Annotated in this window: 20 protein-coding genes; 16 read left to right on the forward strand and 4 right to left on the reverse strand. The window is 71.8% G+C overall.

The annotated features are described in order from the left end of the window. Positions 1-89 precede the first annotated feature (89 nt). Both EDC34_RS04220 and EDC34_RS04225 read right to left on the reverse strand, forming a co-directional pair. Positions 90-1,031, reverse strand: coding sequence for a hypothetical protein (locus EDC34_RS04220; RefSeq protein WP_114959400.1), 942 nt, complete (start codon positions 1,029-1,031; stop codon positions 90-92). A gap of 74 nt (positions 1,032-1,105) precedes the next feature. Next, a complete protein-coding gene (locus tag EDC34_RS04225) occupies positions 1,106-3,370 on the reverse strand; it encodes a carbohydrate binding family 9 domain-containing protein (protein WP_114959399.1) in 2,265 nt (754 codons plus the stop codon). Positions 3,371-3,602: 232 nt separating this feature from the next. Between EDC34_RS04225 and EDC34_RS04230 the strand changes: the two genes are divergently transcribed. The 3 genes from EDC34_RS04230 to EDC34_RS04240 are packed head-to-tail and all read left to right on the forward strand — an operon-like array spanning position 3,603 to position 7,316. After that, complete coding sequence (locus tag EDC34_RS04230; protein ID WP_132982849.1) at positions 3,603-5,549, forward strand: M1 family metallopeptidase; 1,947 nt, start codon at positions 3,603-3,605, stop codon at positions 5,547-5,549. Between the two features lie 18 nt (positions 5,550-5,567). Continuing rightward, complete coding sequence (locus EDC34_RS04235) at positions 5,568-6,539, forward strand: alpha/beta fold hydrolase (RefSeq protein WP_114959397.1); 972 nt, start codon at positions 5,568-5,570, stop codon at positions 6,537-6,539. A gap of 27 nt (positions 6,540-6,566) precedes the next feature. Next, positions 6,567-7,316 carry a hypothetical protein gene (locus EDC34_RS04240; RefSeq protein WP_240311043.1) on the forward strand — a complete coding sequence of 250 codons (750 nt, stop codon included), beginning with the start codon at positions 6,567-6,569 and terminating at the stop codon, positions 7,314-7,316. Between the two features lie 31 nt (positions 7,317-7,347). Here the strand turns inward: EDC34_RS04240 and EDC34_RS04245 are convergent, their stop codons facing one another. Beyond that, positions 7,348-8,283: a carbohydrate kinase family protein gene (locus EDC34_RS04245; protein WP_114959396.1), complete on the reverse strand. Its 936-nt coding sequence runs from the start codon at positions 8,281-8,283 to the stop codon at positions 7,348-7,350. Between the two features lie 223 nt (positions 8,284-8,506). On the opposite strand from EDC34_RS04245, the gene EDC34_RS04250 reads away from it, so the two are divergent. From EDC34_RS04250 to rarD, 13 genes are all read left to right on the forward strand, one after another. Further along, complete coding sequence (locus EDC34_RS04250) at positions 8,507-9,550, forward strand: rod shape-determining protein (protein WP_114959395.1); 1,044 nt, start codon at positions 8,507-8,509, stop codon at positions 9,548-9,550. Positions 9,551-9,656: 106 nt separating this feature from the next. Beyond that, positions 9,657-10,667 carry a rod shape-determining protein MreC gene (gene mreC, locus EDC34_RS04255; protein ID WP_114959394.1) on the forward strand — a complete coding sequence of 337 codons (1,011 nt, stop codon included), beginning with the start codon at positions 9,657-9,659 and terminating at the stop codon, positions 10,665-10,667. After that, positions 10,664-11,143 carry a rod shape-determining protein MreD gene (gene mreD, locus EDC34_RS04260; protein WP_114959393.1) on the forward strand — a complete coding sequence of 160 codons (480 nt, stop codon included), beginning with the start codon at positions 10,664-10,666 and terminating at the stop codon, positions 11,141-11,143. The genes mreC and mreD overlap by 4 nt, the downstream gene beginning before the upstream one ends. A 3-nt stretch (positions 11,144-11,146) precedes the next feature. Next, positions 11,147-13,213: a penicillin-binding protein 2 gene (gene mrdA / locus EDC34_RS04265; RefSeq protein WP_114959392.1), complete on the forward strand. Its 2,067-nt coding sequence runs from the start codon at positions 11,147-11,149 to the stop codon at positions 13,211-13,213. Beyond that, positions 13,210-14,337: a rod shape-determining protein RodA gene (gene rodA / locus EDC34_RS04270; RefSeq protein WP_114959391.1), complete on the forward strand. Its 1,128-nt coding sequence runs from the start codon at positions 13,210-13,212 to the stop codon at positions 14,335-14,337. The genes mrdA and rodA overlap by 4 nt, the downstream gene beginning before the upstream one ends. Positions 14,338-14,410: 73 nt before the next feature. Then, positions 14,411-15,535 (forward strand): lytic murein transglycosylase B, encoded by a 1,125-nt coding sequence (mltB, locus tag EDC34_RS04275; protein ID WP_114959390.1) that lies wholly within the window; start codon positions 14,411-14,413, stop codon positions 15,533-15,535. Beyond that, a complete protein-coding gene (locus EDC34_RS04280) occupies positions 15,532-16,785 on the forward strand; it encodes a septal ring lytic transglycosylase RlpA family protein (protein ID WP_114959389.1) in 1,254 nt (417 codons plus the stop codon). The genes mltB and EDC34_RS04280 overlap by 4 nt, the downstream gene beginning before the upstream one ends. A gap of 79 nt (positions 16,786-16,864) precedes the next feature. Then, on the forward strand, positions 16,865-18,076 hold the full coding sequence (locus EDC34_RS04285; protein ID WP_114959583.1) for a D-alanyl-D-alanine carboxypeptidase family protein: 1,212 nt from the start codon (positions 16,865-16,867) through the stop codon (positions 18,074-18,076). Between the two features lie 61 nt (positions 18,077-18,137). Then, entirely contained in the window at positions 18,138-18,419 is a 282-nt protein-coding gene (locus tag EDC34_RS04290) for a DUF493 family protein (RefSeq protein ID WP_114959388.1), read from the forward strand. Next, entirely contained in the window at positions 18,407-19,108 is a 702-nt protein-coding gene (gene lipB, locus EDC34_RS04295) for a lipoyl(octanoyl) transferase LipB (protein WP_114959387.1), read from the forward strand. Before EDC34_RS04290 ends, lipB begins: the two co-directional genes overlap by 13 nt. A 162-nt stretch (positions 19,109-19,270) precedes the next feature. Then, positions 19,271-21,457, forward strand: coding sequence for a carboxy terminal-processing peptidase (locus EDC34_RS04300; RefSeq protein WP_114959386.1), 2,187 nt, complete (start codon positions 19,271-19,273; stop codon positions 21,455-21,457). 88 nt (positions 21,458-21,545) lie between these two features. Next, positions 21,546-22,463: a drug/metabolite exporter YedA gene (gene yedA, locus EDC34_RS04305; protein ID WP_114959385.1), complete on the forward strand. Its 918-nt coding sequence runs from the start codon at positions 21,546-21,548 to the stop codon at positions 22,461-22,463. Continuing rightward, a complete protein-coding gene (rarD, locus tag EDC34_RS04310; protein WP_114959384.1) occupies positions 22,460-23,395 on the forward strand; it encodes an EamA family transporter RarD in 936 nt (311 codons plus the stop codon). Before yedA ends, rarD begins: the two co-directional genes overlap by 4 nt. A gap of 13 nt (positions 23,396-23,408) precedes the next feature. Here the strand turns inward: rarD and EDC34_RS04315 are convergent, their stop codons facing one another. Beyond that, positions 23,409-24,716 carry an ABC transporter permease gene (locus tag EDC34_RS04315; protein WP_114959383.1) on the reverse strand — a complete coding sequence of 436 codons (1,308 nt, stop codon included), beginning with the start codon at positions 24,714-24,716 and terminating at the stop codon, positions 23,409-23,411. Between the last annotated feature and the right edge of the window lie 2 nt (positions 24,717-24,718).

The raw sequence follows: 24,718 nt of genomic DNA on the forward strand, positions 1-24,718 counted from the left end.
TGCCGGGGGCCGCGCATGCCGGGCATGCACGGACGCCTTGGCGAGTATATCGGCAGGTTTCGCCCAAGCTGTTGCCTGCCCGGCCGGGGTCAGCGCCCGGGTGGCGAGGCGGCCCCCAGGCTGCGCTGCGCGCTCTGCACGTAGTCGGCCAGGTACCAGCGACCGTCGATCCGTACCGCGGTGGCCAGGGTGTCGATCGGGGTCCCGGCCAGGGTGTACTGCAGGCGCAGGCGCGCGCGGTCGCCGGTCTGCTCGACCAGGCTGACGCGCAGGCTGCGCAGGCTGGCGTCGATGTCGAGGCCGTACTGCTGGCGCAGCTGCGCCAGCAGGGTGGCGAAGAACGGGGACAGCCGGTTCAGGCTCTGGGTCATGCCCAGCGCCGCGAACGCGGGCCAGCCGGCCTTGCCGTCGATGCCGCTGCGCACCGCCGCGGCCGAGAGCACGGTGAAGAAGCGCTGCGCCCGCGCCGGGTCGTCCAGCGGTGCCGCGATCGCCCAGCGCCCGACGGCGGCGATCGCCTGCGCGGCGTGGTCGCGCTCGTCCGCGCTGTAGCCGGGGTCGCGCTGCACGTATTCGCCGCCGAAGACCATCAGCGTGCGCACCGCCTGGTCGATGTCGGCATCGGCCCCGGCGAACTGCCTGCGGAAGGTGGCCATCAGCCGCCGGTCCGCGTCCGGCGCCTGCAGCGCGGCCAGCATCGCCGGGATGCGCGCATCCAGTGGCAGTTCGTCCAGCGGCCAGCGACTGCGGCCGTCGCGCCAGGCCCGCCGCAGGTCGGCGTGGATCGCCGGCGGCACCGCCACCCGCGCGAAGCCCACCCCGTCGCGCGCCAGCAGGCGGTCGCGCAGCACGTACACCGCATCCACCGGGCGCGCGGCCGGCACCGGTTCACCGGCCGCCTGCGCGTCGTCCCGCGCCTCCACCCCGGCCGGCTGCCGGCAGCCGGCCAAACCCGCCAGCAGCGCCACCAGCGCGAACGCGAAGGCCACGTGGCGGCGAGGGGTCGGCGGCAGGGCGTCCCGGGACGGCATGCGCGGAGTGTCGCGGCAGCCCGCGCGCGAGGCAAGCCGCCGCGTGCGCTCCTACTTCGCCTGCCGGGCCGGGATCACGGCTGCCAGCCGTAGCTGAGCTTGATGAAGACGCTGCGGGTATCGCCGAACAGCGCGGGGTGGTCGTCGTCGAGGAAGCCGCCCCAGGCGCCGCCGGCGTACAGCGCGGTGTGCGGGTTGATCTTGTAGGAATAGACCAACTGCGCGGCGCGGTCGCGGGCATGCTGGTTGACGGTGTCTGCGTACAGCGCCTGGTTGCGCTCCACGTTGCTGCCCTGCAGGGTCAGGCGCAGGCGCTGGCGCGGGGTGAGCTGCCAGCTGCCGCCGAGGTTGGCGATGCTGGCGGTGAACGCGGTGCCGCCGTCGCGGTGCATGCGCTGGTGGATGAGGTCCCAGTTGAGGTTGATGCCGCGCGCGACATCGGCTTCGCCGTTGAGGTTCAGCAGCAGGCGCTGGCCGAGGCGCGATCCGGTCAGGTCGAGCACGCGCCCGGCGTTCGCGGCCAGGCCCAGGCGCACGTTGGGCAGCGGCCACAGCCCGGCGAACAGCGACAGGTCGCGTTCGTGGAACAGGGCGCCGTTCCAGAAGCGGGTGCGCACCAGCGGCGCGAGGCTGAAGCTGCTGCGCATCGGGCCCTGCACGGCCAGGCTCAGCTTGAAGTCGCGCTGCAGCAGCTGCCCGTCGAAGCGCGAGCTGGTGCCGCCGGTGGCGGCCAGGGAGATGCGGTTGAACGCGGCATCGTCGCGGTACCAGACGCGGTTGCCGGACAGCGCGCTGCGGCGGTAGCCGACTTGCCCGATGAAGCCGAGGTCGGCGCGGAAGCCGGGGTCGATGTCCACGTGCAGGGCGCTGAAGCCCCAGTTGCGGTTGCCGTAGTTGTACTGCACCTGCCAGGCATTGCCGGACGGGCGTGGGTTGTCGCCGAGCGCGTCGGAATAGGCATCCACGATCGCCTGCGGATAGCGCGAGTCGCTGTGCAGCAGCTGCGCCGACAGGGTGTGTCCGCCCTGCTGCCAGCGCGCATCCAGCCCGGCCACGCCGTTGTCGTAGCCCTCGCCGCGGCGGAAGGTGCCGATCACGCCGACGCTGGCGTGCTGGTTGAAGTCGTAGCGGTAGCGGCCGACCGCCACGTCGGCCTTCTGGTCCAGCGATTCGAAGCTGGAGCCCAGCACGCCCGGCACCAGCAGCTGGGTGGTGGCGTCGCGCGCCAGCAGCGCGCCGTAGGTGCTGCCGTCGCTGCGCCCGGTGATGCGCAGCCCGAAATCGGGGTCCGCGATCTGGCGTGTGTAGAGCACGTTCAGCGGGGTGGTGAAGTAATCCGCGCCCTCCAGGAAGAACGGCCGCTTCTCCTGGTAGAACAGGGCGAAGCCATCGTTGAAGTTGACCTGCAGCTGGTCGGTCTCGACCTGCGAGAAGTCCGGGTTGAGGGTGGCGTTGAGCGTCATCGCCGGCGAGGGCGCCCAGCTCACGTCCAGCCCCGGGGAGACCTTGGAGTCGGTCTTGCCCCAGGGCGTGCCGGCGGCATCGCGGGTCTGGCCGAGGCCGGCGGTGAGGGTGGGCACGATCTCGAGGTTGCGGCCCTGGTGCACGCCCTCCATCCCGGTGTACTGGCCCCATTCGCACTGGAAGCAGCGCGAGTCGCGCGGCACCCGGTGGCTGGTCAGCTGGTGGCGCTTGTCGCGCGGCCAGTTGCGGAACAGCGAGATGCCCCAGCGCTGCAGGCCGCCGCTGCGGGGGAAGCGCAGGGTCGAGAACGGGATCCGGATCTCCACGTCGTAGCCGGTCGCGGTGAGCCGCCCGGCGCTCTCCCACAGGCCGTCCCAGCTCGGGTCTTCCTGGTTCTCGGGGTTGCTTTCGTCGCGGATCAGGTCGGCCTGCACTCCCAGCGGGTTGACGATCAGCTCGTAGCCGCGGCGGTGGTCGTTGAAGGTGTCCAGGAACACGCCCACCCAGTCGTCGTTGAAGGCGCTGTCGCGGTCGCGCAGGTGGGCCTGGATGCGCGCGGGGTCCGGGTCCTCGGCATGGAAGGCGAAGTACAGCGCGTTGCGGTCGTAGCCGATGCGCACGCTGGTCTTCACCGGCGCCGGGGTGTTGTCGCCGGGCTGGATGTCGTAGGCGATCTCCTGCACCAGCGCGCCCTGCCAGGCCGCGTCGTCGAGCTTGCCGTCGATCACGATCGGCCCGTGCAGCAGCGGGATGCGGCCGCCGGGAACGTAGGCCGGCGGCGGGGCGGCGTCTTGCGCGCCGGCGCGGGCGGAGTCGTGGGCCTGGGCGAACGGGGCGCACAGCAGCAGGGCGGCGATCAGGGCATGCGGTTTCAAGCGGGGCGTCCTGGCGGAAGAGTTGGGTGGTGCGGGCAGGGATGCCGCGAGCGCCGCCACGGTTGCCATGACCGATGGCAGGGGTCGCGACGGTTCCGCCCGCATGGCAGGCACGATGCCCGCGGCGCGCGCGCGCCCGAAGTGCCGCAGGTGGGTGCGACCTTCGGCACGGGCGGCGGCCCGCAGGCGATGGCGCTAAACTCGAAGCTTTCCGCTGCAAGGCCGAACTTTCATGCGTCAGCTGCTCCTGTCCGTCTCCATCGCCGCCGCGCTGGGCGCGCCCCTCGCCGCCTGCAACCGCGCGCCCGCCCCGGAAACCGCCGCCGCCCCCGCCGCCGCGCCCGCCGTGGCCGAGAAAATCGTGGACGAACATTCCTTCTCGCAGCCGGACAAGGTCCGCACCACCGACCTCGCGCTCGATCTGGCGATCGACTTCGACAAGAAGGTCATCAGTGGCACCGCCACCTACACCCTCGACTGGGTGGACAAGTCCGCCACCCAGCTGGTGCTGGACACCCGCGACCTCACCATCGACAAGGCCGAGGGCCTGGGCGCGGACGGCAAGTGGGTGCCGCTGCAGTTTTCGCTGTCGGACAAGGACAAGGTGCTGGGCAGCGCGCTGACCATCGAGGCCCCGACCCGCCCGGCCAAGGTGCGCGTCACCTACGCCACCTCGCCGCAGGCCTCCGGCCTGCAGTGGCTGGCGCCATCGATGACCGAGGGCGGCAAGCAGCCCTTCATGTTCAGCCAGTCGCAGCAGATCCACGCGCGCTCGTGGGTGCCGCTGCAGGACACCCCGCAGATCCGCTTCACCTACAGCGCCCACGTGAAGGCGCCGAAGGACGCGATGGTGCTGATGAGCGCCGACAACGACCCGAACGCGGTCCGCGACGGTGATTACAGCTTCAAGATGCCGCAGAAGATCCCGTCCTACCTGCTGGCGATCGCCGCGGGCGACCTCGTGTTCAAGCCGATCTCCGCGCGCAGCGGGGTGTGGGCCGAGCCGGCGATGGTGGACAAGGCCGCGCACGAGTTCGAAGACACCGAGAAGATGATCGACACCGCGGAGTCGCTGTACGGCCCGTACCGCTGGGGTCGCTACGACCTGCTGGTGCTGCCGCCGAGCTTCCCCTATGGCGGCATGGAGAACCCGCGCCTGACCTTCGCCACTCCGACCGTGATCGTCGGCGACAAGTCGCTGGTGTCGCTGGTGGCGCACGAGCTGGCGCACAGCTGGTCCGGCAACCTGGTGACCTTCGCCACCGACAAGGACGCCTGGCTCAACGAGGGCACCACCACCTACGTGCAGAGCCGCATCACCGAGGCCCTGTATGGCCGCGACATGGCCGACATGGAGGAGGTGATCGACCGCGACGAGCTCAAGCAGGAGTACAAGACCCTGCGTCCCGAGCTGCAGCGGCTCTCGCTCAAGCCGGGCACGTTGGCCGATCCGGATGACCAGTCCAGCGCCACCGTGTACACCAAGGGCGCGTGGTTCCTGGAGTTCCTGGAGAAGCGCTTCGGCCGCGACGTGTTCGACCCGTGGCTGAAGGGCTATTTCGACCACTTCGCGTTCCAGAGCATCACCACCCAACAGTTCCGCGACTACCTGAAGGCCACCCTGATCGACAAGCACCCGAACGTGGTGACGATGCAGGAGGTGGACCAGTGGCTGTACGAGCCGGGCATCCCCGGCAACGCGCCGCAGGTCGAGTCGGGCAAGTTCGCCACCGTGAACGCCGCGCGCATCGCCTGGCAGGGCAGCGGCCAGCTGCCGGCGAAGTCGGTGACCGATGCCTGGACCACCCAGGAGTGGGTGCACTTCCTGGAGAGCATGCCGCCGACCCTGAAGCAGGAGCAGCTGGCGCAGTTGGATGCCGCCTACCACTTCACCGGCACGCCGAACGGCGAGATCGCGATGCGCTGGTATCCGCTGGCCGAGCGCAGCGGCTATACCGCCGCGCGCGAGGAGATGGGCAAGTTCCTGGAGAAGGTGGGCCGCCGCAAGCTGATCCTGCCGATCTACAAGGCGCTGGTGGCGACCCCGGACGGGCTGGCGTTCGCCGAGCAGGTGTTCGCCAAGGCCAAGCCGGCCACCCACCCGATCACCGCCGGCTCGGTGCAGGCGATCCTGGATGCCGCCAAGGCGCAGGCGACGCCGGTCGCCGCCGCGCAGTAAGCCGGCGCCAGGCGCGGGATGGCGATGGGCGGCGCGCTGGCGCTTGCCGGGCTGCTGGCGCTGGCGCTGCTGGCCGCGTGGGCGCTGGCGCGCGATCCGTTCCGGCTGGTGCAACTGGTGTTCGCCGCGCAGCGCGTCGCCAGCGGCCTGCGCCGCCGCCGTTGCCTCGCCGCGGGCCACCGCTGGGTGTATGCGGCGCGCGCCGCCGCCGATCCGCAGGCGCCCACGCTGGTGTTGCTGCACGGGTTCACCGGCAGCAAGGAGAACTGGTATCCGCTGGCGCGCGCGCTCGGCCGCCGCTACCACCTGCTGATCCCCGACCTGCCCGGCTGGGGCGAGTCCGAGCGCAAGCCGGAGGCCGCCTATGGCTTCGTCGAGCAGGCCGAACACGTGGCGGCGTTCATCGCGGCGCTTTCGCCTGCGCGGCCGGTGGTGCTGGTGGGGCATTCGATGGGCGGCGGGATCGCCGCGCTGGTCGCCGCGCGCCATCCGCAGCAGGTGGCGCAGGTGGCCTTGCTGAATGCCGCCGGCGTGCGCTTTCGCGACAACGCGTTTGGCCTTGCGGTGCTGGCCGGCGAGAACCCGTTCGCGGTGTCGGATGCCGCCTCGCTGCGCCGCTACCTTGCCACCGTGTTCTTCGATCGCCGCGCGCGGCCGTGGATCCCGTGGCCATTCTCCGCCGCGTTGATCGCCCGCCGCCGCCGCGATGCCGCGTTCGAGCAGGCGGTGCTGGAGCGGATCGGGCGCGGCCCGGACAGCCTACGGCCCGGCGAGGAGGCGGCGTGCATTCGCCAGCCGGTATTGCTGGTCTGGGGGCGGCAGGATGCGGTAATCGACCCCAGCGCGCTGGAGCTCTACGCGGCACGCCTGCCGCAGGCGCGCCAAGTCCTGCTGGACGGCTGCGGGCATATGAGCCTGATGGAGCGGCCACGCGAAGTGGCGCGGGCGCTCGTGGCCTGGATCGAGGACACGCCCGCCGCGGCCGGCTAAGCTCCCGGCTTCCCGCAGACTGCTTTGATGCCCGCCATGTCCCGCACCGCCATGCCCGCCGCGTTCGCCGTGTTCGCCGCCGCCCTGCTGCTGGCTGCCTGCCAGCGCGGCGAGGATCCGAAGGCTGCCGCCCAGGCCGCCGCCGCCCAGGCCGCGGCCAGGGAGCAGGCCGCCGCCGCGATGGAGAAGCAGTTCGAGGATGCGGTGGCGGCGCAGAACTGGCGCCTGGCCAAGGGCTATGCCGAAGTGCTGCAGGTGGACTATCCGACCACTGCCGCCGCCGCGCGGGTCAAGCCGCGCCTGGAGGAGGTGCGCGCCAAGGCCGAGGCCCAGGTGCAGCAGCAGCGGCTGGCCGCGCTGTGGAGCTACGACGACATTCCGGTCGCCGGCGGCGGGCATCAGCTGTCGGCTGCGATCTACTCGCAGGAGCCGGTGGACACCGACGGCAGCGGTGCGCACCCGGTGCGGCTGATCTTCCGCGACCATCCGGCCTGGGGCCGCAGCGCTTACCTCGTGCTGCAGGCCGGCGACTTCGACTGCTACGCCGGCTGCCGGCTCAAGGTCACCCTGGACGGCCAGGTGCACACCCTGCCCGGCTCGCGCCCGAAGACCGACGAGGCCATCGCCATGTTCATCGACGACTGGAAGGGCTTGTGGAAGCTCGCCAAGTCCGGCAAGCAGCTGGCGATCGAATTCCCGACCAAGGCGGTCGGCGCGCGCACCGCCCAGTTCGAGGTCGGCGGGCTGGACCCGGCGAAACTTCCGAAATGGAACTGAAGGCGCGCGCGGCCCGCGCGGGCGCCGCGCCTCAGGCCAGCGCGTAGCCGAACTGCTGGCGGAACTGCTCGGCGAATTCGGCGTAGTCGAAGCGCTGGTTCTGGGTGCCGGGGTGTTCGACCTTGAGCGCGCCCATCAGGTTGCCCATGCGGCCGATGGTCTCCCAGTCGTAGCCCTTCTCGATCCCGAACAGCAACCCGGCGCGGAAGGCGTCGCCGCAGCCGGTGGGGTCGGTGACGCGGCGCTCGTGCGCCGGCGGGATGCGGTAGGTGGTGCCGTCGGCGTGGATCTCCGCGCCCTTGGGGCCGCGGGTGGTGATGTAGGCCTTCACCTTGCCGGCGATGTCGCGCTCGCTCCAGCCGGTGCGCTCCTGCAGCAGGTTGGATTCGTAGTCGTTCACGCAGACGTAGTCGGCCTGCTCGATGAAGTGGCGCAGTTCCTCGCCGTTGAACAGCGGCATCGCCTGGCCGGGGTCGAAGATGAACGGGATGCCGGCCTCGGCGAACTCGCGCGCGTTCTGCAGCATGCCCTCGTAGCCGTCCGGGCTGACGATGCCGATGGTGACGCCCGGCACGTCCTTCACGTGGTTCTCGTAGCTGCGCATCATCGCGCCCGGGTGGAACGCGGTGATCTGGTTGTTGTCGTGGTCGGTGGTGATGAACGCCTGCGGGGTGAACAGCTCGTCGATCACCTTCACGTGCTCGAGGGTGATGCCCTGCTCGTTGAACCACTCGCGGTACGGGCCGAAATCGGCGCCGACGGTGGCCATCGGGATCGGGTCGCCGCCCAGCAGCTTGAGGTTGTAGGCGATGTTGCCGGCGCAGCCGCCGAATTCGCGGCGCATCCGCGGCACCAGGAACGACACGTTCAGGATGTGCACCTTGTCCGGCAGGATGTGGTTCTTGAACTGGTCGGGGAACACCATGATGGTGTCGTAGGCCAGCGAGCCGCAGATCAGGGCTGCCATGGACGCCTCGGTCGTTAGGGATGCAGGGCCGCGAATGATACCCGCCCGGCCCGGCCGGCGGCACCGCCGCTGAATGCCGGCGGGGCGGTTCCTTGCCGCCGGCGGGGGGCGTTGCTAGGCTTGTCCGCCCCCGGCGTCCGCCGCGGCATCCCCCGCCCCAGGCGAGTATTCCCCGTACCGCGTCGCCCACGCGGCCCACCTCCCATTCCGGCACGACACCCGCATGTTCAAGTTCCTCAGGGGCTATTTCTCCAGCGACCTGTCCATCGACCTCGGCACCGCCAACACGCTGATCTACGTGCGCGGCCAGGGCATCGTCCTCAACGAGCCGTCGGTGGTGGCGGTGCGCCAGGACCGCGGCGGCGGCGCCAAGGCGGTGGCGGCGGTCGGCAGCGAGGCCAAGCAGATGCTCGGCCGCACCCCCGGCCACATGACCACGGTGCGGCCGATGAAGGACGGCGTGATCGCCGACTTCACCTACACCGAGGAGATGCTCAAGCACTTCATCCGCAAGGTGCACAAGTCGCGCGTGCTGCGGCCCAGCCCGCGGGTGCTGGTGTGCGTGCCGGCCGGTTCGACCCAGGTGGAGCGTCGCGCGATCAAGGAGTCGGCCGAGGAGGCCGGCGCGCGCGAGGTGTACCTGATCGAGGAGCCGATGGCCGCGGCGATCGGCGCCGGCATGCCGGTGACCGAGGCGCGTGGCTCGATGGTGGTGGACATCGGCGGCGGTACCACCGAGGTCGCGGTGATCGCGCTGAACGGCATCGTGTACTCGCAGTCGGTGCGCATCGGCGGCGACCGCTTCGACGAGTCGATCATCAACTACGTGCGCCGCCACCACGGCATGCTGATCGGCGACGCCACCGCCGAGCGGATCAAGCTGGAGCTGGGCAACGCCTTCCCGCAGCAGCAGGTGCGCGAGATCGAGATCTCCGGCCGCCACCTGGCCGAGGGCGTGCCGAAGATCATCACCATCAACTCCAACGAGGTGCTGGAGGCGCTGCGCGAGCCGCTGGCCGGGATCGTGTCCGCGATCAAGCTGGCGCTGGAGCAGACCCCGCCGGAGCTGTGCGCGGACGTGGCCGAGCGCGGCATCGTGCTGACCGGCGGCGGCGCCCTGCTGCGCGACCTCGACAAGCTGATCAGCGGCGAGACCGGCCTGCACGTGCAGGTGGCCGACGACCCGCTGACCTGCGTCGCCCGCGGCGGCGGCCGCGCGCTGGAGCTGGTGGACATGCACGGCAACGAGTTCTTCGCGCCGGACTGACCGCCGCGGCGCGCACGCCGGGCCGCGCGCGCCGCGCCCGGCCCCGTTTCCTCGGCCGCTGGCCGTTCTCCCGGTTTCCCGACTTCCTCCGCGCAGCCCTCGCCCGATGCCCCAGGCCGGTTCCCCTGCATCCCGCCCCGGCGATATCGCCGGCGTGCTGCGGTTGCTGGCCTATCTGGTGGCGGCCGGCGCGCTGATGGTGCTGGATTTCCGCGGCGGCTGGCTGCACGCCGCGCGCGCGCAGGCCGAGGCGCTGGTGCAGCCGCTGTGGTGGCTGGCGGCGCAACCGGCGCGGCTGGTGGTCGGTGTGCGCGAGAACGCGGTCTCGCGCAGCCAGCTGATCGCCGACAACGCGCGCCTGCGCCAGGCCCTGCTGCTGACCAACGCCCGCAACGCGCGCCTGCAGATGGTGGCGGCCGAGAACGCACGCCTGCGCGGCCTGCTCGACAGCGCCGCGCGTGCGCGCCTGGACGTGCAGCTGGCCGGCGTGCTCGACGTGGACCTCGATCCCAGCCGCCAGCGCCTGCTGCTGGACGCCGGCAGCCGCAGCGGCGTGCACGTGGGCCAGGTGGTGATCGACGACGGCGGCCTGCTGGGGCAGGTGATCGCCACCACCCCGGCGACCGCGACCGTGCTGCTGGTGACCGATCCCGACCACGCGGTGCCGGTGATGGTGGCGCGCAGCGGGGTGCGCCTGGTGGTGTACGGCACCGGCCGCAGCGACCTGCTGCGGCTGGCCGACGTGCCGCTGTCGGCGGACGTGCGCGCGGGCGACGAGCTGCTCACCTCCGGGCTTGGCGGCCGTTTCCCGCCGGGGTTCGCGGTGGGCCGGGTGGTCGCGCTGCGCGCCGACGACAGCCGCGCCTTCCTCGAGGCCGACGTGGTCCCCGCCGCGCAGCTCGACCGCGGCCGCGACGTGCTGCTGTTGCGCGGCTACCAGCCGCCGCTGCCGGCCTGCCCGCCGGCCCCGGCCGGCAAGAAGCCGGCCGTCGCGGCGCCTGCCGCTGGCGCCTGCGAGCCATCCACCGCGGTGTCGATGACGAAGGCAGCAACGCCCACGCCCGCCGTGGCGGCGCCCGCGGCCGCTGCCAGCCGTCCGCCGGAGCGTGCGCGATGAGCCGCCCGCGCAATACCTGGGTGCTGCCGCTCAGCCTCGCCGTGGCACTGCTGCTGGGGCTGCTGCCGCTGCCGGATGCACTGCAGCCGCTGCGCCCGTACTGGCTGGCACTGGTACTGGCGTACTGGTTGCTGGAAGCGCCGGAACGGGTGGGCCTGGGCAGCGCGTTCGTGCTCGGCCTGCTGGCCGACCTCGCGTTCGGCAGCCTGCTCGGCGAGCAGGCGCTGCGGCTGGTGGTGCTGGCCTTCATCCTGGAGCGCTTCCGCGCGCGCCTGCGCTTTTTCCCGATGTCGCAGCAGACCCTCGCGCTCGGCGTGCTGCTGTTCAACGACCGCGTCATCACTGCGGTGATCCACCTGCTGATGGGCGTGCCGCAGCTGGCCTGGGCCTACTGGCTGGCGCCGCTGCTGGGCATGCTGCTGTGGCCGCCGTTGCACCTGCTGCTGGATACGGCGCGCCTGCGCCGGCGGGGCTGAGCCATGCTGCGGCGGGTGCGGCCACTCAAGGACCATGCCAGCGAGGCCGCGTTGTTCCGGCGGCGCGCACTGGTGGGCCTGCTGGCGGTGCTGGGCGGGCTGGCGGTGCTGGCCGGCTGGTATTTCAACCTGCAGGTGACCCAGCACGCGCTGTACGCCACCCGCTCCGACCGCAACCGCCTGCGCCTGGTGCCGGTGGCGCCGGCGCGCGGGCTGATCTACGACCGCAAGGGCCGCATCCTGGCCGACAACGTGGCCGCCTGGCGGCTGGACGCGGTGCCCGAGCGCGCCGGCGACGGCGTGGCCCTGCTGCGCGCGCTGCAGGATGTCGTGACGCTGGATGCCGAGCAGCAGGAGCGCTTCCTGCGCGAGTATCGCGCGGCGCGCCCGTTCAAGCCGGTCACCCTCAAGCTGCGTCTCAGCGACGAGGAGGCCGCGCGTTTCGCCGCCAACCGCTGGCGCTTCCCCGGGGTGGACCTGGTGCCCTACCTCGGCCGGGTGTATCCGTACGGCGCGCTGTTCGCGCACGTGATCGGCTACGTCGGGCGCGCCGACGAGCGCGACCTGGAGAAGCTGGGCGAGGCCGCCGCGGCCTATACCCACGTCGGCAAGAGCGGGCTGGAGCGCTATTACGAGGATGAACTGCGCGGGCGCCCCGGCTACCGCCGGCTGGAGACCAACGTCGCCGGGCGCACCGTGCGCGCGCTGGATACCGTGCCCGCGGTGCCCGGGCACGACCTGCGGCTGTCGATCGACGCCGACCTGCAGCAGGCGATGGTGGATGCCTTCGGCGATCTCGAGGGCTCGGCGGTGGCGGTGGACCCGCGTACCGGCGAGGTGCTGGCGATGGTCAGCCTGCCGGCGTTCGACCCCAACCTGTTCGTCAACGGCATCAGCCGCGCCGATTTCGCCGCGCTCAACGACAACCCCTCGCGCCCGCAGTTCAACCGGGTGGTGCTGGGCGGGGTGGCGCCGGGCTCCACGGTCAAGCCGTTCCTGGGCCTGGCCGGGCTGGACAGCGGCGTGCGCCGGCCGGAGGACAAGGTGCTGTCCACCGGCATGTTCTACCTGCCCGGCTTCAAGCGCGGCTACGGCGACTCCCACCGCGGTGGCCACGGCTGGACCGACCTGCGCAAGTCGATCTACGAATCGGTCAACACCTACTACTACAAGCTGGCGCTGGACATGGGCATCGACCGCGTGGACCAGTACATGGGCAGCTACGGGTTTGGCCATCCCACCGGGATCGACCTCGCCGGCGAGATCGGCGGCATCCTGCCGTCGCCGGCGTGGAAGGCGAAGTACGCGCGCACCCTCGGCCCCTGGTATCCGGGCGACACCGTGATCACCGCGATCGGCCAGGGCTTCTGGAAGGTGACCCCGCTGCAGCTGGCGCAGGGCACCGCCGGGCTGGCCACCGGCTGGCTGCGCCCGCCGCATCTGGTCAAGGACATCCGCGCCGGGTTCGACGCGCCGTGGCGGCCGGTGCCGCTGAAGCCGGAGCGCCGCATCAGCGACAGCGACGCGCACCTGCAGGTGGTGCGCGAGGGCATGATCGGCACCGTGCATGGGCCCGGCACCGCCACCAACATCCGCCCCGGCCTGACCTACCTGATCGCCGGCAAGACCGGCACCGCGCAGGTGGTCAGCCGGCGCGGCGACGCCGCGGTCAACCCCAAGAGCCTGCCGATGAACCTGCGCCACCGCGCGTTGTTCATCGCCTATGCGCCGGCGGACGCGCCGCGGATCGCGATCGCGGTGGCGGTCGAGGGCGGCGGCTACGGCGCCGATACCGCCGCGCCGATCGCGCGCAAGGTGTTCGATGCCTGGCTGTTGGGCAAGATGCCGGCGCCGCAGCCGGTCGCGGGCGAGGGCGGCGCGGCCAGCGCGCGCGCGCGCCCGGATTTCTCGAACGTGCGCGGCAGCCCGGACGCGCAGCCGCTGCCGCCGTCGGCGACCCCCGCGGCCAGCCCCGCCGTCGCGCCCGCGCCGCGCCTGCCGGCGGCGACGCCTGCACCCGCGCCTGAGCCTGCGCCAGCGACGGCGCCCGCTGCCGGAGCGCCGCGATGAAGGGGCTGCTGTTCCTGCTGTTCGACCTGCTGCGGCGGTTCGTGCGCACCCTCGACCCGGTGCTGATGCCGGCCCTGCTGGTGCTGATGGGCATTGGCCTGGTGACCCAGTACAGCGCCAGCAACGAGTCGGTGCGCGGGGTGGCGATGCAGGGCGCGTTCTACCTGGTCGGGCTGGGCGGGCTGTGGGTGGTGTCGCGGCTGCCGGTGCCGCTGCTCAAGCAGGCGACGCCGGCGATCTTCGTGCTGTCGATGCTGCCGATGGTGGCGGTGCTGTTCATCGGTAGCGGCAAGTACGGCAACCACTGGATCAACCTCGGCTTCTTCAACGTGCAGCCGGCCGAGCTGTGCAAGCTCACCCTGCCGATGCTGCTGGCCTGGCATTTCGACCGCCACCGGCTGCCGCCGTCGCTGCCGGTGCTGCTGGGCGCGCTGGCGATCATCGCGGTGCCGGTGGGCCTGACCCTGCTCCAGCGCGACCTCGGCACCGCGGTGCTGATCCTGGCCACCGGCGTGTTCGTGCTGTTCCTGGCGGGCACCTCGTGGTGGTGGTGGGGCGCGGCGGCGGCGCTCGGGGGCGGCGGGTTTGCCATCGCGATGTGGGCGCCGATGGAGTGGCTATGGTTCCTGCGGCCCTACCAGCAGGAGCGCATCCTCACCTTCCGCAGCCCCGACAACGACCCGATGGGCGCCGGCTGGAACATCCTGCAGTCGCAGATCGCGATCGGCGGCGGCGGCCTGACCGGCAAGGGCTGGGGCCAGGGCACGCAGTCGCACCTGAACTACCTGCCCGAGCACACCACCGACTTCGCGTTCTCGGTGCTGGCGGAGGATTTCGGCTGGCTCGGGGTGGCGCTGGTGCTGGCGCTCTACCTGCTGCTGATCGCGCGCTGCCTGTGGATCGCGGCGGAGTCGCGCGACGGCTATGGGCGCCTGCTGGCGGGGGCGATCGCGCTGTCGCTGTTCGCGTTCGTGTTCGTCAACGGCGGCATGATCGCCGGCCTGCTGCCGGTGGTCGGGGTGCCGATGCCGCTGCTCAGCTACGGCGGCACCTCGGCGGTGAGCATCCTGCTCGGCTTCGGCCTGGTGATGGCGATCCGCGCGCACCGCCCGGTGCACCGCTGATGCGACGCCGCCGCGCGCTTGCCTGAATGGGTCGTTCCGATCGCCGCGACGGCGCATGCTACCCTCGCCGCCGATGATCCGACGCAGCCTGCCCAGCCTGGTCGCGCTTGCGCTCTGCGCCTGCGCCGCACCCTCGCCGAAACCGCTGCCGGCCGCGGCGCCGGTGGTGCCTTCCACCCCCGCCGCTCCCGCACCGGCCGCGCCGGCCGTCGCCGATGCCACGCTGCCGGCAGAGGCCGACCTCGCCGCCGCGCGCGCCGCGTTCGTGCGCGAGACCGCGCAGCGGTTCGCGATCCCCGCCGCGCAGATCGAGGCGGTGCTGGCGCGCGCGCAGATCCGCGAACCCATCCGCAAGGCGATGGCGCGCCCGGCCGAGGCCAAGCCGTGGCGCGACTATCGCCCGATCTTCATCCAGCCGGCGCGGATCGCCGGCGGCCGTGCCTTCCTGGACGCCCATCGCGCCGCCCTGCAGCGCGCCGAGGACACCTACGGTGTGCCCAAGGAAATCATCGTCGCCATCCTCGGGGTGGAGACCAGCTACGGCGCCAACCAGGGCAGCTGGCCGGTGGTGGACGCGCTGTACACCCTGGCGTTTGCCTACCCGCGCAGCGGCGATCCCGCGCGCGTGGCCTACGAGGACAAGCGCCAGGCGTTCTTCCGCGACGAGCTGGCGCAGCTGTTCGCGCTGGGCAAGGAGGAAGGCCTCGACATCGGCACGCTGAAGGGCAGCTACGCCGGGGCGATGGGCTGGGGCCAGTTCATGCCGTCCAGCTACCGCCAGTACGCGGTGGATGGCGATGGCGACGGCCGGCGCGACCTGTTCAACGACAGTGACGACGTGATCGCCTCGGTCGCCAACTACTTCGCCAGGAAGGGCCAGTGGCAGCGCGGCGGCGCGGTGATGGTGCGCGCGCAGCGCGACGCGGGCGCGGCCGACTTCGCCAACCCCGGCAACGCGGTGACCCTGGACCAGACGGTGGACGCGCTGGCGCGGCTGGGCTACCGCCCGGTGGTGCCAGGGGTGCCGGGCGATGCCGGGGCCACCCTGATCACCCTCGACGGCGTGGACGGCCCGGAGTACTGGATCGTCTACAACAACTTCCGCGCGATCACGACTTACAACATCTCCCGCCTGTACGCGACCGCGGTGTACCAGCTCGCGCAGGCGATCGCCGGCCGCGGGGACGGCGGCGCATGAGCCTGGCGCGGCGCGTGCGGCTGCCGGCGGCGCTGCTGCCGCTCGCGCTCGCGGCCTGCGCCACTACGGGTGGCGGCAAGCCGGGGCCGGCGCCGGTGGCGCACGTGCCGCCGCCTTCGCCCGCGCCCGCGCATCCGCCGCGCAAGGTCTCGCCGTACGCGCCGGCGCAGGAAGACCCGTCCAAGCGCGGCGACTACGTGGCCGGCGGGCTGTTCCGCCCCGGGGTGCCGGATTCGGTGCCGGACGAGATCCCCGACGTGGACGCGATCCCCGAGCCCGAGGTGCGCGACGAGCCGCGCGCGGCCACCGGCAACCGCGACTACGTGGTGCTGGGCAAGCAGTACCGGGTGATGGACGACCCCAGCGGCTACGTCGAGGAGGGCATGGCCTCCTACTACGGCAACAAGTTCCACCGTCGCCGCACCTCCAGCGGCGAGGTGTACGACATGTACGCCTTCACCGCCGCGCACAAGACCTTGCCGCTGCCCAGTTTCGCGCGTGTCACCAACCTCGAGAACGGCAGGAGCGTGATCGTGCGGGTGAACGACCGCGGCCCGTTCCATCCGGGCCGGGTGATCGATCTCAGCTATGCCGCCGCGGTCAAGCTGGGCTACCGCGACAAGGGCAGCGCGCGGGTGCGGGTGGAAGCCCTGACCCCGGTGGACGATGCGCTGGCCCGGCGCGCGCCGGCCAGTTCCTCTCCCAGTGCGCCAGCCGCCAGCGCGATGGACGGGCTGGTGGCGCGCCTGCCGGCGGCGTCCGGCCCCGTGGCCGCTGGCGACGACGACAACCGCTTCCGCATGCTGGACGCTGCGCGCCCGCGCACCGCCGACGAGTTCGACGCCTGGCTGCGCGCGCGCCAGATCCGGGTGGCCACCGGCAAGCCGGCCACCCCCGCGCCCACCACTGCCGGCGCGGTGACCGCTGCGCCGCCGGCAGTCGCATCGGCGCCAGTGCCGGTAGTGCCCGATCTGCCGCTCGCGTCCGCCACCCTCGCGCCGGCCCCGGCCGTCGCCGAGACCGGCAGCATCTGGCAGGTGGCCAGCTTCAGCGACCAGCGCAATGCCGAGCAGGCGCTTGCGCGCCTGCGCAATGCCGCGATCGACGGCGCCCGCCTGCAGGACGTGGACGTCAATGGCCGCAAGGTGTGGCGGCTGCGGGTCGGGCCGGTGGCCGAATCCGCCAGCGCGGAACTTGCGGCCCGCATCGCCGGTCTCGGATTCGGCCCGCCGCAGCGCGTGCGCAACTGACCCCCTTCCATTCGCGGCTTAGAATGGCCGCTTGCATGTCTCGCGCCGCGCCGTTGCGGCCCCAGGAGTGTTGTTGATGATGCGTTCCCTGTTCCCGGTTGCCCTGGTCTCCACCGCGCTGGTGGCCGCCTCGGGGCTGGTGCTGGCCCAGACCCCGGCCCCCGCCGCGCCCGTCCGCGCCGCCGCGCTGAGCGACGCCCTGCCGATCCCGGACGCGCCCGCGCCCAAGGTCAGCAAGGCCTGGCTGGTGATGGACTACGCCACCGGGCAGGTGCTGGCCGGCGAGAACATCGACACCCCGGTGGAACCGGCCAGCATCACCAAGGTGATGACCAGCTACGTGATCGCCGCGGAAATGGCGGCCGGCAAGATCAAGGCCGATGATCCGGTGATGATGACCGAGCACGCCTGGCGCGAGGGCGGGGCCGCCACCGACGGCAGCTACAGCGGGTTCGAGGTCAACAAGACCGCGCCGCTGGTGGAGATGGAAAAGGGCATGGTGGTGCAGTCGGGCAACGACGCCGCGATCGCGCTGGCCGAGCACGTCGCCGGCAGCGAGCAGGCCTTCGCCCAGCTGATGAACGCCTATGCCAAGAAGATCGGGATGAAGAACTCCCACTTCGTCAACCCGCACGGGCTGTCCGCCCCCGGCCACGTCAGCACCGCGCACGACCTGGCGCTGCTCGGGCGCGCGCTGATCCGCGACTACCCGGTGGCCTACAGCTACAACAAGATCAAGGAATTCACGGTCGGCCCGATCACCCAGCCCAACCGCAACCTGCTGCTGTGGCGCGACCCGTCGGTGGACGGCATCAAGACCGGCCACACCTCGGCCGCCGGCTACTGCCTGATGGCCTCGGCGCAGCGCGGCGACCAGCGCCTGATCACGGTGGTGATGGGCGACTCCAGCGAGAACCAGCGCGCGGTCGATTCGCAGGCGCTGCTGAACTGGGGCTTCCGCTTCTTCGAGACCCACCGCCTGTACGAGGCGGGCAAGGTGCTGGCCACGCCGAAGGTGTGGAAGGGCAGTACCGACGTGGTGCAGGTGGGCGTGGCGCAGCCGCTGCTGGTGTCCACCCCGCGCGGCAAGTACGACCGCCTGAAGGCGACCATGGAGCTGCCGAAGGCGCTGGTGGCGCCGATCGCGCAGGGCCAGAAGCTGGGCACGGTGAAGGTGACCCTGGACGGCAAGCTGGTGGCGCAGGCGCCGCTGGTGGCGGTGGCGGCGGTGGAGGAAGGCGGCTTCTTCAAGCGCCTCTGGCACGAACTGCTGATGTGGTGGCAGGGCTGACCCGCCGGCCGCGCGCGCGGGCGGGCTTGGGCCCGCCGCCGCGCATCCCCATAATGGCGGCATGAACGGCATCCATTCCGACAATCCCGAGCACGGCTTCCAGTTCCCCGGCACCTTTGAGCTGTCGGCGATGGGGGCGGCCGACCAGCACCTGGAGGCGGTGCTGCCCCAGCACCTGCTGGAGGCCGGGATCGACGTGCTGCACGAGAGCGTCAACTGGCGGCATTCGTCCAACGGCAAGTACGTCTCGGTGCGGATCTCCTTCCGCGCGCGCTCGCGCCAGGAGTACGACCGCGCGCACCAGGCGCTGCGCGACCACCCGGAAGTGAAATGGACGCTGTGAGCGCGGCCTGCGCGGCCGAGCCGGCCGCCACGGCGCGCGCCGGCATCGCTCGCGACCTCGGGCGCCGGGCCTACGAACCGGTCTGGCGCGCCATGCAGGCGTTCACCGACGCCCGCAGCGAGGACACCCCGGACGAGCTGTGGGTGGTCGAGCACGATCCGGTGTTCACCCTCGGCCAAGCCGGCAAGCCCGAGCACGTGCTGATGCCGGGCGAGATCCCGGTGCTGCACGTCGATCGCGGCGGCCAGGTGACCTACCACGGCCCGGGGCAGCTCGTGGCCTACCCGCTGCTGGACCTGAAGCGCCTGAAGATCGGCGTGCGCGACTACGTGTGCAAGATCGAGCAGGCGATCATCGACACCCTGGCCGACTGGAACATCCACGCGGCGCGCAAGGACGGCGCCCCCGGGGTCTACGTCAACGGCGCCAAGATCGCCTCGCTGGGAATCCGCGTGCGCCGCGGCTGCACCTTCCACGGGCTGGCCTTCAACATCGCCGGCGAGAGCACCCCGCCGTTCGCGCGGATCAATCCCTGCGGCTATGCAGGGTTGCAGGTGGTGGCGCTGGCCGACCTGGGCGGGCCGTCCGCGCTGGAGGCGGTCAAGCCCGCCCTGCTGGCGCATCTGGGCCGCCAGCTCGGGCTTACCTGGCGCTTGGAACCGGCGCCGCCGTCCGCGCTGGCGGGCTGAGCGCGCCGCCCCGCCGTCAAGGCGGGTGGCGTTCACACAAGCGGCCGGCTTGCCGATACAGTGGCGGCACGGGCACCGTGAACTTCCGGCACTGGCCGGAAGTCGAAGATGCCGCCACAGTCACCGCCACCCTGCAAGCGGCCCCCACGCCGCGGGACTCCGATGATCCGCAACCGCCTCCTGATCGCCCTCACCCTCGGCCTGGCGCTGGCGTCGCCGCTGGCACTGCTGGCCGGTGCCGGGGATAGCTCGCTGCCGGCCGGCCCCAGCCAGAACCAGGCCACCACCGCGCGCATGGTGTACGGGCTGCTGTCCGACAGCCGCTACGCCTACCGCCCGCGCGCGCTCGACGACGCCCTGTCGCAGGAGATCCTCACCGAATACCTGAAGGCGCTGGACCCGGCCAAGGTGTTCTTCACCGCGCAGGACGTGGCCGGTTTCCAGGCCGCCTATGCCAACCGCCTGGACGATGCCATCAAGTCGGGGCAGGTGGACCCGGCCTGGGCGATCTTCTCGGTCTATCGCCAGCGGGTGGACGAGCGCACCGCGTACGCGCGCAAGCAGCTCAAGGGCGACTTCGATTTCAGCAAGGACGAGCGCTACGAGTACGACCGCAAGGACGCCCCGTGGGCGGATGCGGCCGCACTGGACGCGCTGTGGCGGCAGTCGGTGAAGAACGACTGGCTGCGCCTGAAGCTGGCCGGCAAGCAGCCGGACGAGATCCGCAAGACCCTCGACAAGCGCTACGCCAACCTCGCCACCAGCGTGCAGCAGCTCAAGGGCGATGAAGTCTTCCAGACCTTCATGAACGCCTATGCGGGCAGCATCGACCCGCATACCGACTACATGACCCCGCGCAGCGCGGAAAACTTCAACGTGCAGATGTCGAACTCGCTGGAGGGTATCGGCGCGGTGCTGTTCCGCCAGGACGACGTGGTGACGGTGCGCGAGATGGTGCCGGGTGGCCCGGCCGCGCGCAGCGGCAAGCTCAAGCCGGGCGACCGCATCGTCGGCGTCGGCCAGGGCAGCAGCGGCGAGATGAAGGATGTGATCGGCTGGCGCATCGACGACGTGGTTGCACTGATCCGCGGCGCCGCCGACACCCAGGTGCGGCTGGACGTGGTGCCGGCCGAGGCGCCGCTGGACAGCAAGCCGCAGCTGGTGACCCTGACCCGCGCCAAGGTGCGGCTGGAGGACCAGCGCGCCAAGGCCGAGACCATCGTGGTGCCGGCCAGCGCCGGCCAGCCGGCGCGCCGGATCGGGGTGGTGAAGCTGCCCGGCTTCTACCAGGACTTCGAGGCCCGCCGCCGCGGCGAGAAGAACTACGCCTCCGCCACCCGCGACGTGGCGCGCATGCTGGCCGAGTTCCGCGCGCAGAAGGTGGACGGCGTGGTGCTGGACCTGCGCGGCAACGGCGGCGGCTCGCTGAACGAGGCGATCGAGCTGACCGGGCTGTTCATCGACAAGGGCCCGGTGGTGCAGGTGCGCGAAACCGGCGGGCGGGTCAGCGTGCAGTACGACCAGGACCCGGGCGTGGCCTGGGACGGCCCGCTGGCGGTGCTGGTGAACCGCGGCTCGGCCTCGGCCTCGGAGATCGTGGCTGGCGCGATCAAGGATTACGGGCGCGGCCTGATCATCGGCGAGAACACCTTCGGCAAGGGCACCGTGCAGACCATGGTGGACCTCGACCGCTGGCCGGCCAACGAGACCCCGCGCTTCGGCGAGGTCAAGCTCACCGTCGCCCAGTTCTTCCGTCCCGACGGCAGCAGCACCCAGAACAAGGGCGTGCAGCCCGACGTGGCCTTCCCGACCAGCGTGGATGCCGCCGAGTTCGGTGAAAGCACCTACCCCAACGCGCTGCCGTGGACCCGGATCGCCGCCGCGCCGCACGTGCGCTACGGCAACTTCGCGCCGCTGCTGCCGCAGCTGGACGCGCTGCACCAGGCGCGCGCGGCCAAGGACGTGGAGTACCAGTGGTGGGTGGAGGACGTGCGCCGCTTCCGCGAGGAGCAGGCCAAGAAGTCGATTTCGCTGAACGAGGCCGAGCGCCGCGCCGAGCGCGACAGGTTCGACGCCCAGCGCAAGCAGCGCGCCGAGGAGCGCGAGCGTCTCGGCCTGCAGCAGGATCCGCTGCTGGACGCGCGCCCCGACGATGGCCTGGCCGCCGACGAGCGCAACGTGGCCGATTCGGTGGCGCGCGAGGAGGCGGCGAAGAAGGCCACCGACCCGCTGCTGCGCGAATCCGCGGCGATCCTGTCGGATGCGATCGGCCTGCTTAGCAAGGATGCGGGGCTGGCGGCGCAGGTGCTGCCGGCCACCCGCAATGCCGCCGGCCACTGGGCCGACTGACTGCGCCGTTTCCGGTTTTCCATGGGGTTTCCGGCGGGCGTCCTCGGGCGCCCGCCGCTGTTAAGGACTGCCGTCCGGGGTATCTGCAATGCCGTCTTCCACACCGCCCGCCGCGCGCGTCGCGCTGGCGCTGGCCGCCGTATACGTGATCTGGGGTTCCACCTATCTCGCCATCCGGTTCGCGCTGGAGGGCGGGTTTCCGCCGTTCCTGCTCGGCGGGATCCGCTTCGTCATCGCCGGCGCGCTGCTGTTCGCGCTGCTGCGTTGGCGCGGGCTGCCCGCGCCGACGCCCGCGCAATGGCGCAACACGGCGGTGATGGGCGCGCTGATGCTGCTGCTCGGCAACGGCATGGTGAACCTGGCCGAGACCACGGTGTCGTCCGGGCTGGCCGCGGTGACGGTGGCCTCGGCGCCGCTGTGGATGGCGGTGTTCGCCGGCCTGCGCGGCGAGCGCCCGACCCGCGGCGAGGCGTTGGGCCTGGCGATTGGGTTTGCCGGCGTGGTCTGGCTCAGCACCGGCGGAAGCCTGACCGGCGCGCCGCTGGGGCTGGTGGCGCTGCTGCTGGCCTCGGTCAGCTGGTCGTTCGGTTCGATCTGGAGCCGCGGCCGCGATCTGCCGTCGCCGCTGATGTCGGCCGCCGCGCAGATGCTGTGCGGCGGGGTGCTGATGCTGGCGGCTGGGCTGGCGCTGGGCGAACGCCTGCACGGCCTGCCCACGCTGCACGCCCTCGGCGCGTTCTGGTACCTGGTGGTGATGGGCTCGCTGGTCGGGTTCTCCGCCTACATCTGGCTGCTGCACCACGTGCGCCCGGCGCTGGCCGGCAGCTATGCCTACGTGAATCCGGCGATCGCGGTGCTGCTGGGTGCGTGGCTGGCCCGCGAGCGTTTCGGCGCACGCGAGCTGGTGGCGATGGCGGTGATCCTCGCCGGCGTGGCCATCATCACCTTCGCGCGCACCGCGAAGGCGAACCGGCCGGTGCCGGTCGCGCCGGAAGAGGCGCCGTGAGCGCGCATGCGCAGGCCGTGCGCGGCACCTGGGTGGCGGTGGGCACCTTCGTGCTGTGGGGCGTGGCACCGCTGTACTGGCACCTGCTGAAGGCGGTGCCCTCGCTGCAGATCGTGCTGCACCGGGTGGTGTGGAGCGCGCTGCTGGTCGGCGCCTTCCTGACCTGGCGCGACGGCCGCCACTGGCTGCGCGACGTGCTGGCCGGGCAGCCGAAGCTGCGCTGGATGTTGCTGCTCAGCGGGGTGCTGATCGCCGGCAACTGGGGCCTGTACATCTGGGCGGTGAACGCCGGGCACGTGGTGGAGACGGCGCTGGGCTACTTCATCAACCCGTTGCTCAACGTGGTGATCGGCGTGCTGTTCCTGCGCGAGCGGCTGCGCCCGCTGCAGTGGGCCTCGGTGGCGATCGCCGCGGCCGGCGTGCTGTGGCTGACCGTGCGCTACGGCCAGTTCCCGTGGATCGCGCTCGCGCTGGCGGCCTCGTTCGGCGTGTACGGCGTGCTGCGCAAGCTGGCGCACGTGGATTCGGTGACCGGGCTGGGCGTGGAGAGCGCCTACCTGTTCCTGCCGGTGCTGGCGCTGCTGGCCTGGAGCGAGCTGCACGGCCGCGGCGGGTTCCTCGCGCTGGGCGGGCACCCGGGCTATGGCCTGGGGCTGGATGCGCTGCTGGTGCTGTCCGGGCTGGTGACCGCACTGCCGCTGGTCGGCTTCGCCTATGCGGTGCGCCGGATCTCGCTGACCAGCGTGGGTCTGCTGCAGTACATCGCGCCGACCCTGCAGTTTTTGATCGGCGTGTTCGTGTTCGATGAGCCGTTCGACCGCACCCGCCTGCTTGGCTTTGCCTGCATCTGGCTGGCGCTGCTGGTATTCGTGGCCGATGGCATCCGCCACGGCCGCCGCCAGCGCGCGCAGGCGCTGGCCGAGCTGGCCTGAGCGCAGCGCCGGCTCAGGCCGCGCGCAGGGCCTCGGTCACCGGCAGCCGCGCCGCGCGCAGTGCCGGCAGCAGGCCGCCGACCAGGCCGATGCCGAGTGCCCACTTCAGCCCGGTCCAGGCCAGCGCCGGGCTGACCTTGAACTGGAACACCACCTGGCTGAAGTTCTGGCCCAGCGTGCTCACCGTGTAGCCGTTGAACACCACCCAGGCGACGGCCGCGCCCAGCAGCCCGCCCAGCAGCGCCAGCAGCAGGGTTTCCAGCATCACCGCGGTCACCACCGGCAGGCCGCGGAAGCCGAGCGCGCGCAGGGTGGCGATCTCGCGTGCGCGCCCGGCCACCGCCGCGTACATGCTGTTGAGCGCGCCGAACACCGCGCCGATCGCCATGATCGCGCCGATCACGGTGCTGAGGATGCGGATCAGCTTGGTCAATCCTGCGGACTGCCGCCCGTAGTAGTCGCGGGTGGTCAGCACGTCGAGCTTCAGCCGCGGGTCGGCCGCCAGCGCCGCCTTCAACTGCTTGAATCCGGCCTTGCCGTCCAGCTTCACCGTCACCGACTGGAACGCGCTGCGCTGGTAGGCCGGCCCCAGCACGTCGGCATCGGTCCACAGTTCGGACTCGTGCGAATCCTTCGATTCGAACACGCCGACCACGGTCCATTGCTGGTTGGCCAGCTTCAGCGGCCTGCCCACCTCGAGCCCGCGGAACTGGCGCTGCGCGCCGCGCCCGACCACGATCTCGCGCAGGCCCGGGGTGAACTTGCGGCCTTCGACGATCTTCAGCTGCGGGCGGATCGCCCAGCCGGCCGGGCCGACCCCGCGGAACTGCACGTTGGCGTCGGTGCCATCGGCGCGGCTGGGCAGGTTCACCACCTGCGACAGCTCCGGCGAGGCCAGCGCCTGGCCGTCGGCACCGCGCGCGATGCCCGGCAGCGCGGCGATCAGCGGCACCTGGTCGCGGGTGATCACCGAATTGGTCTCGGCCTGCGAGCCGGCGCGCAGGATGATCGCGGCGCTGGCGTCGCCGGTGCGGTCGAGGGTGGCCTTGAAGCCTTCCGCCATCGCCAGCATCGCCACCAGCACGCCGACCACGCCGGCGATGCCCACCACCACCACGCTGGCGGCGCCCCAGCGCTGCGGCAGCGAGGCGATGCCGAGCTTGGCCGCCTCGCGCGCCAGATGGCCGCTGCGGGTCAGTGCCAGCCACAGCGCGAGTGCCAGCACCAGCACCAGCACGCCCTGCCACGGCAGCGCGATCCAGAGGGCCAGCAGCAGCGCCAGCAGCAGGACAGTGGCAAGGCCGGAAACGAAACGCTTCATGG

It is taken from the genome of Thermomonas haemolytica, assembly GCF_004346265.1.
In the GTDB taxonomy this organism is placed as follows: Bacteria; Pseudomonadota; Gammaproteobacteria; order Xanthomonadales; family Xanthomonadaceae; genus Thermomonas; species Thermomonas haemolytica.

Excerpts from the sequence above, each read along its gene's own strand:
- mrdA (WP_114959392.1), top strand. The coding sequence starts at position 11,147 with ATGCTGCGGCGGGTGCGGCCACTCAAGGACCATGCCAGCGAGGCCGCG.
- EDC34_RS04235 (WP_114959397.1), top strand. The coding sequence starts at position 5,568 with ATGGCGATGGGCGGCGCGCTGGCGCTTGCCGGGCTGCTGGCGCTGGCG.
- yedA (WP_114959385.1), top strand. The coding sequence starts at position 21,546 with ATGCCGTCTTCCACACCGCCCGCCGCGCGCGTCGCGCTGGCGCTGGCC.
- EDC34_RS04220 (WP_114959400.1), bottom strand. The coding sequence starts at position 1,031 with ATGCCGTCCCGGGACGCCCTGCCGCCGACCCCTCGCCGCCACGTGGCC.
- EDC34_RS04245 (WP_114959396.1), bottom strand. The coding sequence starts at position 8,283 with ATGGCAGCCCTGATCTGCGGCTCGCTGGCCTACGACACCATCATGGTG.
- mreC (WP_114959394.1), top strand. The coding sequence starts at position 9,657 with ATGCCCCAGGCCGGTTCCCCTGCATCCCGCCCCGGCGATATCGCCGGC.
- EDC34_RS04300 (WP_114959386.1), top strand. The coding sequence starts at position 19,271 with ATGATCCGCAACCGCCTCCTGATCGCCCTCACCCTCGGCCTGGCGCTG.
- lipB (WP_114959387.1), top strand. The coding sequence starts at position 18,407 with ATGGACGCTGTGAGCGCGGCCTGCGCGGCCGAGCCGGCCGCCACGGCG.
- rodA (WP_114959391.1), top strand. The coding sequence starts at position 13,210 with ATGAAGGGGCTGCTGTTCCTGCTGTTCGACCTGCTGCGGCGGTTCGTG.
- EDC34_RS04280 (WP_114959389.1), top strand. The coding sequence starts at position 15,532 with ATGAGCCTGGCGCGGCGCGTGCGGCTGCCGGCGGCGCTGCTGCCGCTC.
- EDC34_RS04290 (WP_114959388.1), top strand. The coding sequence starts at position 18,138 with ATGAACGGCATCCATTCCGACAATCCCGAGCACGGCTTCCAGTTCCCC.
- EDC34_RS04250 (WP_114959395.1), top strand. The coding sequence starts at position 8,507 with ATGTTCAAGTTCCTCAGGGGCTATTTCTCCAGCGACCTGTCCATCGAC.
- EDC34_RS04230 (WP_132982849.1), top strand. The coding sequence starts at position 3,603 with ATGCGTCAGCTGCTCCTGTCCGTCTCCATCGCCGCCGCGCTGGGCGCG.
- EDC34_RS04285 (WP_114959583.1), top strand. The coding sequence starts at position 16,865 with ATGCGTTCCCTGTTCCCGGTTGCCCTGGTCTCCACCGCGCTGGTGGCC.
- mreD (WP_114959393.1), top strand. The coding sequence starts at position 10,664 with ATGAGCCGCCCGCGCAATACCTGGGTGCTGCCGCTCAGCCTCGCCGTG.
- EDC34_RS04315 (WP_114959383.1), bottom strand. The coding sequence starts at position 24,716 with ATGAAGCGTTTCGTTTCCGGCCTTGCCACTGTCCTGCTGCTGGCGCTG.
- EDC34_RS04240 (WP_240311043.1), top strand. The coding sequence starts at position 6,567 with ATGCCCGCCATGTCCCGCACCGCCATGCCCGCCGCGTTCGCCGTGTTC.
- mltB (WP_114959390.1), top strand. The coding sequence starts at position 14,411 with ATGATCCGACGCAGCCTGCCCAGCCTGGTCGCGCTTGCGCTCTGCGCC.